Source organism: Enterobacter sp. Res13-Sevr-PEC09-46 (assembly GCF_015672585.1).
Classification (GTDB): Bacteria; Pseudomonadota; Gammaproteobacteria; order Enterobacterales; family Enterobacteriaceae; genus Enterobacter; species Enterobacter hormaechei_C.
Genome location: NZ_JADABR010000020.1, coordinates 343,566 through 359,538 on the forward strand (window position 1 = coordinate 343,566; position 15,973 = coordinate 359,538).

Genomic DNA, 15,973 nt, shown 5'->3' on the forward strand with positions numbered 1-15,973 from the left:
AACGGACCCGGGGGCAGAAAGCAGCAATCTCAGCGCAGCGCAACGCATTATTGTGAGCTGCCGCAAAGAAAGCAGAAAAGCAGAAGAAACGCAGAAGGGAAAGTCATGCCCCTTCTCTGGGCGAGAAAGGGCTTATGCGGGAGGAACTAGCGTGACAGGTAGCGCCGGGAAACGCGTTTTGCCAGCTTCTGTAACAGCGGCTCCAGAGCGACCGCCAGCATCATTCTGACCGGCTTGCGGGCAACAGACTTGATCGCCCAACCCGCCACACCGGCCGGGCCATAACGTAACGCCGTCATCAGAACCAGTTTACCTGCGATTTTCAGGCCGGGTTTTACCTTCTGACCGGCCTGTTGCCAGTTTTGTTTCATGTAAGTTCTCTCTTAAAGCTGACGAAAACGACTTCTCAGCGTAAAGGTATCGGAGGTGACATAACGTTCCATCTCGCGCAATCGCTTCTCCCCTGCGCTCAGCTGTTCATCCACCGCGTTCAGGAGATCGCTGCTGGTTGGCGTGTTCTCCGCATCCAGCTCACCTTCCGGCATAGGATCGAGTACAAACGACAGAATGATGTATGCCACAAGCGTAATAAAGGCCAGGCCGAAGAAAATCGACAATACGGTGACCACACGCACCAGTTTTACCGGAACATCCAGATAGTGCGCCAGCCCGGCGCAAACACCCCGAACCATGCCCTGCTGTGGGATCCGCCACAGTTTTTTATTCAGATTCAGTCCAGCCATTACCGTTCCCTCCAGTTCGGGTGTTCCGCGTCCAGGATCGCTTCCAGCGCCTGAATACGTTCGCGCATTTTATTTGCCTCGGCAGAGAGCTGCGCCAGCCGCTGTTGTTCACTCTGCGACAGCTCACCGCGTGAAGAGCGGTTGCTGTAGTGCAGCCATAACCAGATGGGCAGAACAAACAGCACGAAAATGGTCAGGGGTATAGCCAGAAAAAGCGCGCTCATGTGTACTCCTTGTCTTACGATGCGGCACGCTCAGGTGCCGCAGGAATTATTATTGGTTGTCTTGTTTCATTTTGGCTTTCAGCGCAGCCAGTTGCTCGCTAATTTCATCATCGGCTTTCAGGTCAGCAAACTGCTGATCGAGGGTTTTCTGTTTACCGATGCTGTGGCTCTCGGCTTCAGCTTCCATGTGGTCGATACGACGTTCAAACGATTCGAAACGGGCCATCGCTTCATCCAGCTTGCCGCTGTCCAGCTGGCGACGCACGTCGCGGGACGAGCTTGCAGCCTGGTGGCGCAGCGCCAGCGCCTGTTGACGTGCACGGGTTTCGCTGAGTTTGTTTTCAAGCTCACCAATCTCTTTCTTCATACGCGCCAGAGTATCATCCACCAGCGTCACTTCGTGTTCCAGCGTGGCAACCATGTCGGTCAGCTTCTGCTTCTCAATCAGCGCAGCGCGAGCCAGATCTTCTTTATCTTTACGCAGCGCCAGTTCCGCTTTTTCCTGCCATTCGTTAAGCTGGGCAGTTGCCTGCTCGATACGACGCGTTAACTGCTTTTTCTCTGCCAGCGCGCGGGCGGAGGTGGAGCGTACTTCAACCAGCGTGTCTTCCATCTCCTGAATCATCAGGCGCACCAGCTTCTGCGGATCTTCCGCTTTCTCCAGCAGCGAGTTGATGTTGGCGTTCACGATGTCGGCAAAACGAGAAAAAATACCCATAATTCAATCCTCATAGTTCTGTTATCGGGCGATGCCCTGCTGAGTAGTTAATACAAATCCCATGCCAACTTTTTATCTTATTGATTTTACTGAGTGTGATTGATATTTATCCAGCCAGCGGCTATTCTCACCTGGTGAATATCACTAAGGAGTGGTTAATTTCATCATGGCTGAATATAAAGATAATTTGCTTGGCGAGGCCAACAGCTTCCTGGAAGTGCTTGAACAGGTATCGCGCCTCGCGCCACTGAATAAACCGGTGCTGATTATCGGTGAGCGCGGAACGGGTAAAGAACTTATCGCTAACCGCCTGCACTTTCTGTCTGGCCGCTGGGACGGCCCTTTTATTTCCCTTAACTGCGCGGCGCTGAATGAAAACCTGCTCGACACCGAGCTGTTTGGTCATGAAGCTGGCGCCTTCACCGGCGCACAAAAACGCCATCCCGGACGCTTTGAGCGCGCCGATGGCGGAACGCTCTTTCTCGACGAGCTGGCGACCGCGCCGATGCTGGTGCAGGAAAAACTGCTGCGCGTCATTGAGTACGGTGAACTGGAACGCGTTGGCGGCAGTCAGCCCCTCCAGGTCAACGTTCGCCTGGTATGCGCCACCAACGCCGACCTGCCCGCGATGGTGGCTGAGGACAAATTCCGCGCCGACCTGCTGGACAGGCTGGCTTTCGATGTTGTACAGCTGCCGCCGCTGCGGGAGCGGCGCAGCGATATCATGCTGCTGGCCGATCAATTTGCCATTCAGATGTGCCGGGAACTGGGTCTGCCTCTCTTTCCGGGCTTCAGCGAACGGGCCACCGGGACCCTGCTCGGTTACCACTGGCCGGGCAATATTCGTGAACTGAAAAACGTGGTGGAACGGTCCGTTTACCGGCATGGCAGCAGCGAGACCGAACTGGACAACATTATTCTCGATCCTTTTCGGCGCGAGGAGAAACAGCTCCCTGCTCCGGCGACGCGCCAGCAGGCTCCGGCGTTGCCGCTCGATTTACGCCAGTTCCAGCATCAGCAGGAGCAACAGCTGCTTGAGCAGAGCCTGAAAGAGGCGAAATATAATCAGAAACGGGCAGCTGAACTGCTGGGCCTGACCTACCATCAGTTAAGGGCATTGCTCAAAAAACATCAAATGCGCTGACATTATCAGCACTTACCCCCAGACATTTTTACGAAGCAGGCGTAAGTGCGATACACTTTGCAGATCGAATCTAAAAACCTTAAAAACTATGCGCCTGGTTTTATCGTCCCTGTTTGCACTCGGTTTGTTCAGCAATCTGGCCTTTGCTGCGCCCGATCGCGCTGTGCCTCCTGATATCCGTGATAGTGGTTTCGTCTACTGCGTCAGCGGGCAAGTTGATATTTTTAATCCGCAAAAAGCGGGGAGCGGCCTGATTGTCGATACGCTGGCCGCACAGCTCTACGATCGCCTGCTCGACGTCGATCCTTATACCTATCGGCTGGTTCCGGAGCTTGCTGAAAGTTGGGAAGTGCTTGATAACGGTGCCACATACCGCTTTCGTCTACGCGATGATGTCGCATTTCAGCACACCCCGTGGTTTACCCCAACCCGTAAGCTCAACGCGGATGACGTGGTTTTCACCTTCCAGCGCATATTCAACCGCAATCATCCGTGGCATAACGTTAATGGCGGGAACTTCCCCTATTTCGACAGTCTGCAATTCGCGGACTCGGTCAAAAGCGTTCGCAAACTGGATAACCGTACGGTTGAGTTTCGTCTGAATCGCCCGGATGCCTCCTTCCTCTGGCATCTGGCGACGCACTACGCCTCGGTCATGTCAGCCGAATACGCGGATCAGCTGACGAAAAAGGATCGTCAGGAACGTCTCGATCGTGAGCCTGTAGGCACCGGTCCGTTCCAGTTAGCAGAGTACCGCGCCGGACAATACATTCGCCTGCAACGCCACGATCGTTTCTGGCGCGGCAAGCCGCTGATGCCGCAGGTTATTGTTGATCTGGGTTCAGGTGGAACAGGCCGACTCTCCAAACTGCTGACCGGCGAGTGCGACGTGCTTGCCTGGCCTGCGGCCAGCCAGTTGACCATTTTGCGCGACGACCCACGCCTGCGCCTGACCCTGCGCCCGGGCATGAACATCGCTTATCTGGCGTTTAACACCGATAAGCCGCCGCTGAATAATCCGGCCGTGCGCCATGCGCTGGCGTTAGCGATCAACAACCAGCGTCTGATGCAGTCGATTTACTACGGTACCGCGGAAACCGCCGCCTCTATTCTTCCGCGCGCCTCCTGGGCCTATGACGGCGAGGCGAAGATTACGGAATATAATCCGGCGAAAGCGCGCGAACAGCTTAAAGCGCTGGGGGCAGAAAACCTGACGCTACAGCTGTGGGTGCCCACCAGCTCTCAGGCGTGGAACCCCAGCCCGCTGAAAACGGCGGAGCTGTTGCAGGCTGATATGGCGCAGGTGGGCATTAAGGTGATCATCGTGCCTGTCGAAGGCCGTTTCCAGGAGGCGCGTCTGATGGACATGAATCACGACTTAACGCTGGCTGGCTGGTCCACCGACAGTAACGACCCGGACAGCTTCTTCCGTCCGCTGCTGAGCTGTGCGGCAATCAACTCCCAGACCAACTACGCCCACTGGTGTAACCGGGAATTTGATGCCGTGCTGCAAAAAGCGCTGGCGTCTCAACAGCTTGCCTCACGCATTGAGGCCTACGATGAAGCGCAAAATATTCTGGCCAGAGAACTTCCCGTGTTGCCACTTGCCTCTTCCCTGCGCCTCCAGGCCTACCGTTACGATATTAAAGGGCTGGTACTCAGCCCGTTTGGTAACGCCTCCTTCGCGGGCGTGACCCGTGAGAAAGAACAAGAGGTGAAGAAACCATGATTATATTTACCTTGCGTCGGCTGCTGTTACTGCTGGTGACCCTGTTCTTCCTGACCTTTGTCGGCTTTAGCCTGAGCTACTTTACGCCGCACGCCCCGCTTCAGGGCTCATCTCTCTGGGACGCCTGGCTGTTCTGGTTTAATGGCCTGCTGCACTGGGATTTTGGCGTGTCCAGCATCAACGGACAGCTCATCTCCGAACAGCTGAAAGTGGTTTTCCCGGCCACCATGGAGCTGTGTATACTTGCCTTTGGCTTTGCCCTCATGGTGGGGATCCCGGTGGGAATGCTGGCGGGAATTTATCGTAATAAATGGCAGGATAAATTTATTAGCGCGCTTGCCTTAATTGGCTTTTCCATCCCTGTTTTCTGGTTGGCGCTGCTGCTTACCCTCTTCTTCTCACTGACGTTAGGCTGGCTGCCGGTATCTGGCCGTTTTGACCTGCTGTATAACGTGCAAACGGTGAGCGGCTTCGCGATCGTTGACGCCTGGCTTTCTGATTCAGTCTGGCGCGACGAAATGATCGTGAGCGCGCTGCGCCACATGGTGCTGCCGGTGCTTACGCTGGCCGTCGCGCCGACGACCGAAGTGATCCGCCTGATGCGCATCAGCACTATCGACGTCTTCGATCAAAACTATGTGAAAGCCGCCGCCACGCGCGGACTGTCTCGCCTGACGATTTTACGTCGCCATGTGCTGCACAATGCGTTGCCCCCCGTAATCCCACGTCTTGGGCTGCAATTCTCAACCATGCTGACGCTGGCAATGATCACCGAGATGGTTTTCAGCTGGCCGGGCCTTGGGCGCTGGATGATCAACGCCATTCGCCAGCAGGATTACGCGGCGATCTCCGCCGGCGTGATGGTGATTGGCTCGCTGGTCATTATTGTTAACGTTATTTCCGATATTTTGGGTGCCATGGCCAACCCATTGAAGCATAAGGAATGGTATGCCTTACGATAACGTCTACAGCGAAAAGCGCACGCCCGGTGCGCTACGCACCGTGTGGCGTAATTTTTACGGCGACACCACGGCGATGATCGGCTTTTACGGCTGCATTGGCCTCGTGTTGCTGTGCGTTTTGGGTTCGTGGTTTGCACCGTATGGCATCGATCAGCAGTTCCTGGGTTATCAGCTTTTACCGCCGTCGTGGTCGCGTTACGGGGAGGTTTCGTTCTTCCTGGGGACTGACGATCTCGGACGCGACGTGCTAAGTCGTTTACTGAGCGGCGCCGCACCGACGGTAGGCGGCGCGTTCGTGGTCACCCTGGCCGCTGCGATTTGCGGCCTGGCGCTGGGCATTTTTGCCGGCTCAACCCACGGGCTGCGGTCGGCCGTGCTTAACCATATTCTGGATACCCTGCTCTCTATTCCTTCGCTGCTGCTGGCGATTATCGTCGTGGCCTTCGCGGGGCCGCATCTCACCCATGCGATGTTCGCCGTCTGGCTGGCCATTCTGCCGCGCATGGTGCGCTCGGTTTACAGCCTGGTTCACGACGAGCTGGAGAAAGAGTATGTCGTTGCCGCCCGCCTGGATGGCGCCACCACGTTTAATATTTTGTGGTTTGCCGTGCTGCCTAACATTGCTGCCGGGCTGGTGACGGAGATCACCCGCGCCCTGTCGATGGCGATTCTGGATATCGCAGCGCTGGGCTTCCTCGACCTTGGCGCGCAGCTCCCCTCCCCGGAATGGGGCGCCATGCTTGGCGATGCGCTGGAGCTGATTTACGTTGCGCCGTGGACGGTCATGCTGCCGGGCGCGGCCATCATGGTGAGCGTGCTGCTCGTTAACCTGCTGGGCGACGGGATCCGCCGCGCAATCAATGCGGGGGTGCAATAATGCCGTTACTCGATATCCGCAACCTCACGATAGAAATTAAAACGGGCGAAGGCTGGGTCAAGGCCGTGGATCGCATCAGTATTACGCTTGCAGAGGGCGAAATCCGCGGGCTGGTGGGCGAATCGGGTTCGGGGAAAAGTCTGATCGCCAAGGCCATTTGCGGCGTGGCGAAGGACAACTGGCGGGTGACCGCCGACCGTATGCGCTTCGACGACATCGATTTGTTGCGTCTCTCCCCGCGCGAACGCCGTAAACTGGTGGGCCATAACGTCTCGATGATTTTCCAGGAGCCGCAATCCTGTCTCGATCCGTCCGAGCGCGTCGGGAAACAGCTGATGCAGAACATCCCCGGGTGGACCTATAAAGGCCGCTGGTGGCAGCGTTTCGGCTGGCGTAAACGCCGTGCCATTGAGCTGTTGCACCGTGTCGGGATCAAAGACCATAAAGACGCGATGCGCAGTTTCCCCTACGAACTGACCGACGGTGAATGCCAGAAAGTGATGATTGCCATCGCCCTGGCGAATCAGCCGCGTCTGCTGATTGCGGACGAACCAACGAACGCGATGGAGCCAACCACCCAGGCCCAGATTTTCCGCCTGCTCACGCGTCTGAACCAGAATAACAACACCACCATTTTGTTGATCAGCCACGACCTGCAAATGCTGAGCAAGTGGGCGGATAAAATTGACGTAATGTATTGCGGCCAGACGGTAGAAACCGCGCCAAGCGAAGACCTGGTGACGACGCCGCATCATCCCTACACGCAGGCGCTGATCAGGGCGATCCCGGACTTTGGCAGCGCGATGCCGCACAAAAGCCGTCTGAATACGCTGCCTGGCGCGATACCGCTGCTGGAATCGCTGCCCATTGGCTGCCGTCTGGGTCCGCGTTGCCCGTATGCTCAGCGCAAATGCATCGAAACACCGCGCCTGACAGGGCCGAAAAATCATCTGTTTGCCTGTCATTTCCCGCTGAACATGGAGAGAGAGTGAAATGGTCGAAACCTTACTGGAAGTACGTAACCTGAGTAAGACCTTTCGCTATCGCACCGGCCTGTTTCACCGTCAGACCGTCGAGGCTGTTAAACCGCTGAGCTTTACGCTGCGCGAAAAGCAGACGCTGGCGATTATCGGTGAAAACGGCTCGGGCAAATCGACCCTGGCAAAAATGCTCGCGGGTATGGTCGAGCCGAGCGGCGGTGAAATACTGATTGACGATCATCCTCTGGAATTTGGGGACTACTCTTTTCGCAGTCAGCGCATCCGGATGATTTTTCAGGATCCGTCGACGTCCCTGAACCCGCGTCAGCGTATTTCCCAGATCCTGGATTTCCCGCTGCGGTTGAATACCGACCTGGAGCCGGAAGCGCGTCGCAAACGGATTGTCGAAACCCTGCGTCTGGTAGGCCTTCTGCCCGACCATGTCAGCTATTACCCGCACATGCTGGCCCCGGGCCAAAAACAGCGTCTCGGTCTGGCCCGCGCGCTGATCCTGCGCCCGAAGGTCATCATCGCCGACGAAGCGCTGGCGTCGCTGGATATGTCGATGCGTTCGCAGCTCATTAACCTGATGCTGGAGTTACAGGAAAAGCAGGGGATCTCGTATATTTACGTGACTCAGCATCTGGGCATGATGAAGCACATAAGCGACCAGGTGCTGGTGATGCACCAGGGAGAAGTTGTCGAGCGCGGCAGTACCGCTGACGTACTGGCCTCCCCGCTCCATGACCTGACGAAACGCCTGATTGCCGGACACTTTGGTGAAGCGTTGACGGCGGACGCGTGGCGTAAAGATCGTTAGCCGCTGCGTAACCCGCTTGCCAGCAGAGTAAACACCTCTATGGCATGCGGGAGAGTCTTCTGCGGTTCATCACTCGCGGCAATCAGCAGAGCCGCATTCAGAGCAGCGCCATTCAGCAGATGGGCTGCGACTCTGGCATCCATCTTTTTGATTACGTTGCACTCCATCATTTTTTCGATGGTCTGACGGGTCGACTCAAGGCAGCTGTTCTGGCTGGGCCATTGCGCCGGGTCGCCCAGAACAGCCGGACCGTCAAGAAGGACGATACGCTGAACTTCAGGAACGAGCGCCATTTTGATATAGGCGATGCCCTCCGCCAGCAGTCGCTCCCAGTCATCTTCGGCGGCGGCGGCAATCGCTTTTGCGTTTGCTGCCATTTCGCTGTCTATCTGCGCGACCACCGCCGCCAGTAATCCCTTCTTATCGTTGAAATTATGATATAGCGCGCCGCGTGTTAACCCCACGCTTGCCGTGAGTTCATCCATTGACGCTGCGGCATAGCCTTTTTCAGCAAACGCCTTCCGCGCCGCCTGAATCATTTTCTCGCGATTTTCCTGGGCCGTTTCAGCGCGACGTTTTGTAGCCATGGGACTTCCTTAATTAAGCGATAACTATAATTTGACATACGCGACGTATGTGAATTACATTTTTCACATACATCGCGTATGTTACTTCTACCGCGTAAGCACAACAATACCTCTGACAGAAAAGGAAAAGCCATGCCTTCACGTGATCCCGTCTTCCCGGCTAACCGACATGCCCTCTATGAAGAGCATGGCTATTCAGCTGCAATCCGCTCTGGCGATCTGTTATTTGTTTCCGGTCAGGTTGGCAGCCGCAGCGATGGCACACCTGAACCCGACTTTCCCGCTCAGGTGCAGCTGGCGTTCGATAATTTACGGGCGATCCTGGCAGCCGCGGGATGTACTTTTGACGATCTGATTGATGTCACGACGTTTCATACCGATCCTGAAAACCAGTTTCCCGTCATCATGGAGGCGAAAAAACTGGCATTTCCGCACGCTCCTTACCCAAACTGGACAGCAATAGGCGTTAACTGGCTTGCGGGTTTTGATTTCGAAATTAAGGTTATCGCCAGGATCCCTACGCCCGCGAATTAACATAAGGCAGCAAACTGATTTACCGTTAAGCTATCACTGACGCACAAATGAAAGACAGCATCAGTAACTATATTCTCTCCTGGGTAGAAGAAAATAACTTTACTATTTTACACATTGATGATTTGGTTGCAGATATTGGATACAGCAGAAGAACCATCGAAACATGGTTTAAAGAGAAGTATCGGCTCTCTTTAGGTGAGTATATTCTCCGAAGGAGGTTAAGCCGTGCCGCCATTATGCTGAGAATGACGTCGATTCCGGTGACGGATATTGCGTATTTATTCCATTACCAGAGCAACCAGGGATTTTCCAGAGCCTTTAAAAAAATGATGGGACTGACACCCTCTGAGTACAGATGTGCCAGAGGGTGGAATTTTGACATCTTACAGCCCTCTTTTTTATTAAGCGAACTGGAAACGCCTGAGCTCGAGGTCTGCTTTCTGAATGAAACGTTTGTCTATACGCATGAAATTATCGAGCACGATCATCTTTTTGATACCTCGGTGCATGATATTACTAAAAAAATCAAAAAGCTCCTGACAGAAAACCGACATGATATCGATAAAATTATTCTGATGCCCCGCCGACCCGAGTTAGGCAAAAGCCGATCGTATCTGGTCGAGGTATTGATATCGTACGCTTTACAAAGCGACACGGTGACAAATAAAACATCCTGCGCTGTGCGTGGGAGATACGCAAGAATGCCCTTTAGCGGTAGCTGGGAAAGCTACAGCGCGTTTAACAAGATTGGCTTCGTTAAGGCGATGGTAAATAAACGCCTGACGTTGCGCGACGGTATTTACCTGATGAAAATTAATGCGTACAGCGATGAGCGTGTCGATTTTGATGTTTTCATCCCCATCCTGTGACCTCAGCTGCATTCAGCCTGTCTGGTAACGATTCTGTTTTTACCGTTGTGCTTAGCCTCATACAACGCCTCGTCCACGTCACGCATAATATCATTGCTGTTGACGTTATTCTGAATGGCTGAGCACACGCCGATACTTAATGTGACCTTTACAGGGAGAGCATAATGGTAGCCCGGCCCGGTGCGCTGCTGAACGTTCTGGCGAATACGCTCCGCGACGGCAATAGCCTGCTTACCGTCGATATCCGGCAGCAGAAGACCAAATTCCTCGCCTCCCAGTCGGGCAAAGATGTCGTTTTCGCGAATGCTGTCTTTGATAATATCCACGACCGCCAGAATCACGCGATCCCCCACAAGATGGCCCCAGTTATCGTTTATCGACTTAAAGTTGTCGATGTCCAGCATCATAATGCTGGCCCCCTTTTCTGTCCTGAGCGAGCGGACCCGCGGAAGTGCCTCGTAAAAATATTTACGATTGTAGATCTGAGTAAGCGGATCGCGATCAACCCGATCGCCGAAAATTTTCAACAGGTTAAAGACATGGAACATTAAGGTACAAATCACAAATAATTTGCTGAGGACCTCTACTGCCCGGCTGATATACCAGAGCGACAGATTGTAGGTATCAAGCAGTAAGAGAAAAAAATTGTAAACGATGGCGGAAAGGCAGACCACAATAATACTGTTCCAGATCCCGGACGCCAGGCGTGTCACTGAAATCATATAACAAAGTAAAACCGACCAGAGCAGGATCAGAACGTTTACGTACCTGATATCCCAGACAGGATGATGATATTCATCTTCGTATGCTGCAATCGTTAATGTCCAGGCCGGATGGTAGCTGCTGAGATAATGGGCCAGCATCGGAAACATAACCAGTGACATCATCAATGCTAACGTCATGCTGATCTTATTTCGGAATCTGAGCGTGGAACGTCTCGTGATTTTCTCCACACGGACCGCCAGCGCCAGTAATACGATAAAGCTCAGCTGCCGGAAAAAATAGAATACCGCCGTATCGTTGGTTTTTGCCGCCTGGGTAAAACCAGCATGCTCCGGAAGCTGAATAACAATGATCGTCTCAATAAAATAAACCAGCCCACTAAGAAATGCCAGGCTCAGAATGAATAATGAAAAACGCGTTCGGTCGGAGGCATACAGCATCTGGATAAAAATAAAGATAATGGTATCCAGAAAGAACAGCGCAATCATGACGATCAAATAGGTGGTCATAGGCACCCTGAAACCAGGATTATCATTCACGCAAAAGGAGTTCACCGCGATCATTAGTGCGAAAAGCACCGCACCTGACAGCATGATCAGTTTTTCGGCCAACGTAATATTTTTCATCTTCCTTCTTACCGCACACAGATAAAGACGCAAAATGGCATAGCCGTTATCGACCCTCGCGCAATTTTAAAGCGTTTAAAGGGCTTAACGGATCATTTTGCGCAAAAGGCGCTGGACACATCAGCATGAGGGCGGCGTCACGGTGCCCGCTGGTTGGATGAGGCGAACCCCGCGTGCGGTGATATACTGCTGAAATACACACGAAACAGCCTGATGAAGAGCCAGTTCAACCTCTTCCGTGAGCCCATTCACGGCGCAGGAGCGAGAAATATCGTGACACATGGGGCTGTGAGTGGGCTATAATTTCGAGCTAATTTCGAATGATTTTGAAATACTGCCTGTAACGCTATGAATTACAAGGCAAAATAAGCAATGAATATAAGGATTAAAGCTATGGGTTTTCTTTCCGGTAAGCGCATTCTGGTGACTGGCGTTGCCAGCAAACTGTCCATCGCATACGGCATCGCACAGGCAATGCATCGCGAAGGCGCTGAGCTGGCGTTCACCTACCAGAACGACAAGCTGAAAGGCCGTGTTGAAGAATTTGCCGCGCAGCTGGGTTCCAGCATTGTTCTGGAATGTGACGTTGCACAAGACGAAAGCATTGATGGCATGTTTGCTGAACTGGCAAAAGCATGGCCGAAATTCGACGGTTTTGTTCACTCCATCGGCTTCGCTCCTGGCGACCAGCTGGACGGCGACTACGTGAACGCGGTTACCCGTGATGGCTTCAAAATCGCCCACGACATCAGCTCCTACAGCTTCGTTGCAATGGCAAAATCCTGCCGCGCGATGCTGAACCCGGGCGCAGCCCTGCTGACTCTGTCCTACCTCGGCGCAGAACGTGCTATCCCTAACTACAACGTTATGGGTCTGGCGAAAGCGTCTCTGGAAGCCAACGTGCGCTACATGGCGAACGCGATGGGTCCTGAAGGCGTGCGTGTTAACGCTATTTCTGCGGGTCCAATCCGTACCCTGGCCGCTTCCGGTATCAAAGATTTCCGTAAAATGCTGGCACACTGCGAAGCGGTTACCCCGATTCGTCGTACCGTTACTATCGAAGATGTGGGTAACTCTGCGGCATTCCTGTGCTCTGACCTTTCCGCAGGTATCTCCGGCGAAGTGGTTCACGTTGACGGCGGCTTCAACATCGCTGCAATGAACGAGCTGGAAATCAAATAAGCTTGTCACTCTCTTCCCGCCAGGGAAGAGAGTTTCCTCCCGCCCCGCCCCTCGTTATTCCGTTCAGCTATTTGTTATCACCTAACAATATTTTTCCCCTCATCCGCCTTACGCCAGGATATTGATCGCCATTTTGAGATCAAGGAACGCCCATGGAACAACGCCGTTTTTCCGGCAAAGGCCACTGGTATCATGAAACCCAGTCGAATCATTCGCAGACGGACGTTCTGCCGCTGGTGCCCGAAGCCGCTAACGTCGACGACCGTTTTTTGCTCGATCTAGCCCTGCCCGATGACATTCTCGCAAGCTGTGCTTGTTGGCTTACGCCTGCCCGAACCCTCTGTCATCTTTTGTTCCCACTTGATACTCCCGTGAACCGTCTGCATACGCTCAGCGCCTACGACAGGCTGAGCACGGCATTAACGGTTGCCCAGGCGTGTGGCGTTCAGCGGCTCTGTAACCACTACGCTGCTCTGCTCGCCCCTCTTCCGGGGCCGGACTCCTCCCGGGAAAGCAATCGACGCCTTGCAGAAATTACCCAGTATGCCCGCCAGTTAGCCAGCTCACCCGATGTCATCGATGATAAAGCCCAAAACCAGCTTGATGAGGTTGGACTCACAACGTATGACATTGTGCTCATCAACCAGATCATCGGCTTTGTCGGTTTTCAGGCGCGAGTGGTCGCGGTATTTCAGGCATTGCTTGGCCATCCGGTACGCTGGCTGCCCGGGCATCACATTCAGCCCCATACGCTGCCGGTCAGCTTCAGCAGATGGACCGCCACGCTACCCGCGGTTGAGCTAAAATATGCCAGTGCGCTTCAGCTTGAGGCGCTCTCACGCTGGCAGGCGGAACCGGCGCTTGAAGCGCTTACTCCTGTGCTGTGTCATGAGCCGATGCTGCTTGATCTGACGGGCGAAATTCTGCTTAACCATCCGCGAAGTGAAGGCCCCGCGTCTTCGATGCTCTCAGCCGCTCGTGCGCTGCTTGTCGCCTCTCCGGATCGCTTTAGCGCCGCCCAGTTAACGCCCCTGACCGGGTCAGGTCTCTCGCCAGAGAAGGCCATCAACCTGCTTACCCGAGATGCATTTTATGGCTGGCTGGACCGTCTGCGCGTGGCGCTCGGCAAAGAGGAATAACCATACTCTTTACCTAAAGAGCGCTTGCTGTAGCAGTGAGATTCGCGTAAAACTGTCAGCCGCTCAATGGCTACGAAAATAGAACATTATGTTTCAGGACAACCCGCTGCTAGCGCAGCTTAAACAGCAACTGCATTCCCAGACGCCGCGTGCAGAAGGGGTCGTAAAAGCCACGGAAAAGGGCTTTGGCTTTCTTGAAGTTGACGGGCAGAAGAGCTACTTCATTCCGCCTCCTCAGATGAAGAAAGTGATGCATGGCGACCGCATTTCGGCCGTTATTCATACCGAAAAGGAACGAGAGTCTGCCGAGCCGGAAGCACTGATCGAACCTTTCCTGACCCGCTTTGTCGGGAAAGTGCATAAAAAAGACGATCGTCTTTCTGTCGTGCCGGACCATCCTCTCCTGAAAGATGCTATTCCGTGCCGCGCCGCGCGTGGCGTTGAGCATGATTTTGTTGAGGGTGACTGGGCGGTTGCTGAGATGCGCCGTCATCCTTTAAAAGGCGATCGCGGTTTCTACGCCGAGCTTACCCAATACATTACCTTCGGCGACGACCATTTCGTCCCATGGTGGGTGACGCTGGCGCGCCACAACCTCGAAAAAGAAGCGCCTGAGGGCGTAGCGACTGAAATGCAGGACGAAGGTCTGGAACGTCGCGATCTGACGGCGCTGCACTTTGTCACCATCGACAGCGCCAGCACCGAGGATATGGACGATGCGCTGTATGCCGAAGAGACAGCCGATGGCAAACTGCATCTGACCGTCGCCATTGCCGACCCTACCGCATGGATTGTCGAAGGCAGCAAGCTGGACGAGATGGCCAAAGTGCGCTCGTTCACCAACTACCTGCCGGGCTTTAACATTCCGATGCTGCCGCGTGAACTCTCCGACGATCTTTGCTCGCTGCGTGCGCACAAAGTACGTCCAGTGCTGGCCTGTCGGATGACCATTGCGGCTGACGGTACCATTGAAGAAGATATTGAATTCTTCGCCGCCACCATCGAATCCAAAGCCAAGCTGGCCTATGACGACGTGTCCGACTGGCTGGAGAACACGGGCAGCTGGAAACCCGAGTCCGACAACATTGCCGCACAAATTCGTCTGCTGCACCGCGTCTGCCTGAGCCGCAGCGAATGGCGTCAAACTCACGCGCTGGTCTTCAAAGATCGTCCGGACTACCGTTTTGTGCTGGGTGAAAAAGGTGAAGTGCTGAATATCGTCGCTGAGCCGCGCCGTATTGCCAACCGCATCGTTGAAGAAGCGATGATATCCGCCAACATTTGTGCCGCCCGCGTGCTGCGCGACAAATTAGGCTTTGGCATTTACAACGTGCACACCGGGTTTGATCCGGCGAACACCGAAGCGCTGGCTGCCCTGCTGAAAACCCATGACGTACACGTCGATCCTGAGGAAGTGCTGACCCTGCAAGGTTTCTGCAAACTGCGCCGCGAGCTGGACGCGCAGCCTTCAGGGTTCCTTGACAGCCGTATTCGCCGCTTCCAGTCCTTTGCGGAAATCAGCACCGAGCCAGGCCCGCACTTCGGCCTTGGCCTTGAGGCTTACGCGACCTGGACCTCCCCGATCCGTAAGTACGGCGATATGGTTAACCATCGTCTGCTGAAAGCGATCATCAAAGGGGAATCTGTTGCCCGCCCACAGGATGATACGACGTTGCAGATGGCAGAACGTCGCCGACTGAACCGTATGGCGGAGCGTGATGTCGGCGACTGGTTATACGCGCGCTTCCTGAATGATCAGGCAGGGACTGACACCCGTTTCCCGGCTGAAATCATTGACATCAGCCGCGGCGGTATGCGCGTTCGTCTGGTGGATAATGGCGCCGTTGCCTTTATTCCTGCCCCGTTCCTGCATGCCGTTCGCGACGAACTGGTTTGTAGCCAGGAAAACGGGACCGTGCAAATTAAAGGCGAAACGGTTTACAAGGTCACTGACGTGATTGATGTCACCATCGCTGAAGTGCGCATGGAAACCCGCAGTATTATCGCGCGCCCTGTCGCCTGATAACCGCGTAAACTTCCGGCCGTTCCGTTAAGGGGTGGCCGGGAGTTCTCTTCTGTATTATCTCCCGCAAAATCATCGTTTTTTCTCACACTT

The 15,973-nt window shown here is 54.3% G+C and carries 17 protein-coding genes; 11 read left to right on the plus strand and 6 right to left on the minus strand.

Annotated features, from left to right (window positions below; translation table 11 throughout):
- Positions 1-146: 146 nt before the first annotated feature.
- The 4 genes from pspD to pspA are packed head-to-tail and all read right to left on the minus strand — an operon-like array spanning position 147 to position 1,685.
- Positions 147-371, minus strand: a complete 225-nt coding sequence (pspD, locus tag IMQ56_RS15260; RefSeq protein ID WP_003856857.1) for a phage shock protein PspD — start codon at positions 369-371, stop codon at positions 147-149.
- A 12-nt stretch (positions 372-383) separates the two neighbouring features.
- On the minus strand, positions 384-743 hold the full coding sequence (gene pspC / locus IMQ56_RS15265; protein WP_006810819.1) for an envelope stress response membrane protein PspC: 360 nt from the start codon (positions 741-743) through the stop codon (positions 384-386).
- Positions 743-967 carry an envelope stress response membrane protein PspB gene (gene pspB, locus IMQ56_RS15270; protein ID WP_003856853.1) on the minus strand — a complete coding sequence of 75 codons (225 nt, stop codon included), beginning with the start codon at positions 965-967 and terminating at the stop codon, positions 743-745. Before pspB ends, pspC begins: the two co-directional genes overlap by 1 nt.
- A 49-nt stretch (positions 968-1,016) precedes the next feature.
- The gene (pspA, locus tag IMQ56_RS15275) at positions 1,017-1,685 is read right to left on the minus strand and encodes a phage shock protein PspA (RefSeq protein WP_015570399.1); all 669 of its coding nucleotides are present in this window, start codon (positions 1,683-1,685) and stop codon (positions 1,017-1,019) included.
- Between the two features lie 151 nt (positions 1,686-1,836).
- On the opposite strand from pspA, the gene pspF reads away from it, so the two are divergent.
- The 6 genes from pspF (at position 1,837) to sapF (ending at position 8,197) form a co-directional block, all read left to right on the plus strand.
- Positions 1,837-2,829: a phage shock protein operon transcriptional activator gene (gene pspF, locus IMQ56_RS15280; protein WP_165602362.1), complete on the plus strand. Its 993-nt coding sequence runs from the start codon at positions 1,837-1,839 to the stop codon at positions 2,827-2,829.
- A gap of 88 nt (positions 2,830-2,917) precedes the next feature.
- Complete coding sequence (gene sapA, locus IMQ56_RS15285) at positions 2,918-4,558, plus strand: ABC transporter substrate-binding protein SapA (protein ID WP_196063938.1); 1,641 nt, start codon at positions 2,918-2,920, stop codon at positions 4,556-4,558.
- Positions 4,555-5,520, plus strand: a complete 966-nt coding sequence (sapB, locus tag IMQ56_RS15290) for a putrescine export ABC transporter permease SapB (protein ID WP_017383081.1) — start codon at positions 4,555-4,557, stop codon at positions 5,518-5,520. The genes sapA and sapB overlap by 4 nt, the downstream gene beginning before the upstream one ends.
- Positions 5,507-6,397, plus strand: a complete 891-nt coding sequence (gene sapC, locus IMQ56_RS15295; protein WP_003856843.1) for a putrescine export ABC transporter permease SapC — start codon at positions 5,507-5,509, stop codon at positions 6,395-6,397. Before sapB ends, sapC begins: the two co-directional genes overlap by 14 nt.
- Positions 6,397-7,389 (plus strand): putrescine export ABC transporter ATP-binding protein SapD, encoded by a 993-nt coding sequence (gene sapD, locus IMQ56_RS15300; protein ID WP_003856840.1) that lies wholly within the window; start codon positions 6,397-6,399, stop codon positions 7,387-7,389. Before sapC ends, sapD begins: the two co-directional genes overlap by 1 nt.
- A 1-nt stretch (position 7,390) precedes the next feature.
- Positions 7,391-8,197 carry a putrescine export ABC transporter ATP-binding protein SapF gene (gene sapF / locus IMQ56_RS15305; RefSeq protein WP_003856838.1) on the plus strand — a complete coding sequence of 269 codons (807 nt, stop codon included), beginning with the start codon at positions 7,391-7,393 and terminating at the stop codon, positions 8,195-8,197.
- On the opposite strand, the gene IMQ56_RS15310 is transcribed toward sapF, so the two are convergent.
- Positions 8,194-8,784 (minus strand): TetR/AcrR family transcriptional regulator, encoded by a 591-nt coding sequence (locus tag IMQ56_RS15310; RefSeq protein WP_015570397.1) that lies wholly within the window; start codon positions 8,782-8,784, stop codon positions 8,194-8,196. The genes sapF and IMQ56_RS15310 overlap by 4 nt on opposite strands.
- Before the next feature lie 132 nt (positions 8,785-8,916).
- Between IMQ56_RS15310 and IMQ56_RS15315 the strand changes: the two genes are divergently transcribed.
- Together IMQ56_RS15315 and IMQ56_RS15320 are read left to right on the plus strand one after the other, a co-directional pair.
- On the plus strand, positions 8,917-9,318 hold the full coding sequence (locus IMQ56_RS15315) for a RidA family protein (protein ID WP_023303828.1): 402 nt from the start codon (positions 8,917-8,919) through the stop codon (positions 9,316-9,318).
- Between the two features lie 47 nt (positions 9,319-9,365).
- A complete protein-coding gene (locus tag IMQ56_RS15320; RefSeq protein ID WP_047738669.1) occupies positions 9,366-10,187 on the plus strand; it encodes a helix-turn-helix transcriptional regulator in 822 nt (273 codons plus the stop codon).
- 2 nt (positions 10,188-10,189) lie between these two features.
- Here the strand turns inward: IMQ56_RS15320 and IMQ56_RS15325 are convergent, their stop codons facing one another.
- Positions 10,190-11,536 (minus strand): GGDEF domain-containing protein, encoded by a 1,347-nt coding sequence (locus IMQ56_RS15325; protein WP_196063937.1) that lies wholly within the window; start codon positions 11,534-11,536, stop codon positions 10,190-10,192.
- Positions 11,537-11,929: 393 nt separating this feature from the next.
- Between IMQ56_RS15325 and fabI the strand changes: the two genes are divergently transcribed.
- The 3 genes from fabI to IMQ56_RS15340 all read left to right on the plus strand — a co-directional run bounded on the left by fabI (position 11,930) and on the right by IMQ56_RS15340 (position 15,880).
- The gene (gene fabI, locus IMQ56_RS15330) at positions 11,930-12,718 is read left to right on the plus strand and encodes an enoyl-ACP reductase FabI (protein ID WP_003856831.1); all 789 of its coding nucleotides are present in this window, start codon (positions 11,930-11,932) and stop codon (positions 12,716-12,718) included.
- A gap of 152 nt (positions 12,719-12,870) precedes the next feature.
- Complete coding sequence (locus IMQ56_RS15335; protein ID WP_045338120.1) at positions 12,871-13,857, plus strand: oxidoreductase; 987 nt, start codon at positions 12,871-12,873, stop codon at positions 13,855-13,857.
- An 88-nt stretch (positions 13,858-13,945) separates the two neighbouring features.
- Positions 13,946-15,880 carry an exoribonuclease II gene (locus IMQ56_RS15340; protein ID WP_196063936.1) on the plus strand — a complete coding sequence of 645 codons (1,935 nt, stop codon included), beginning with the start codon at positions 13,946-13,948 and terminating at the stop codon, positions 15,878-15,880.
- Positions 15,881-15,973: the final 93 nt, after the last annotated feature.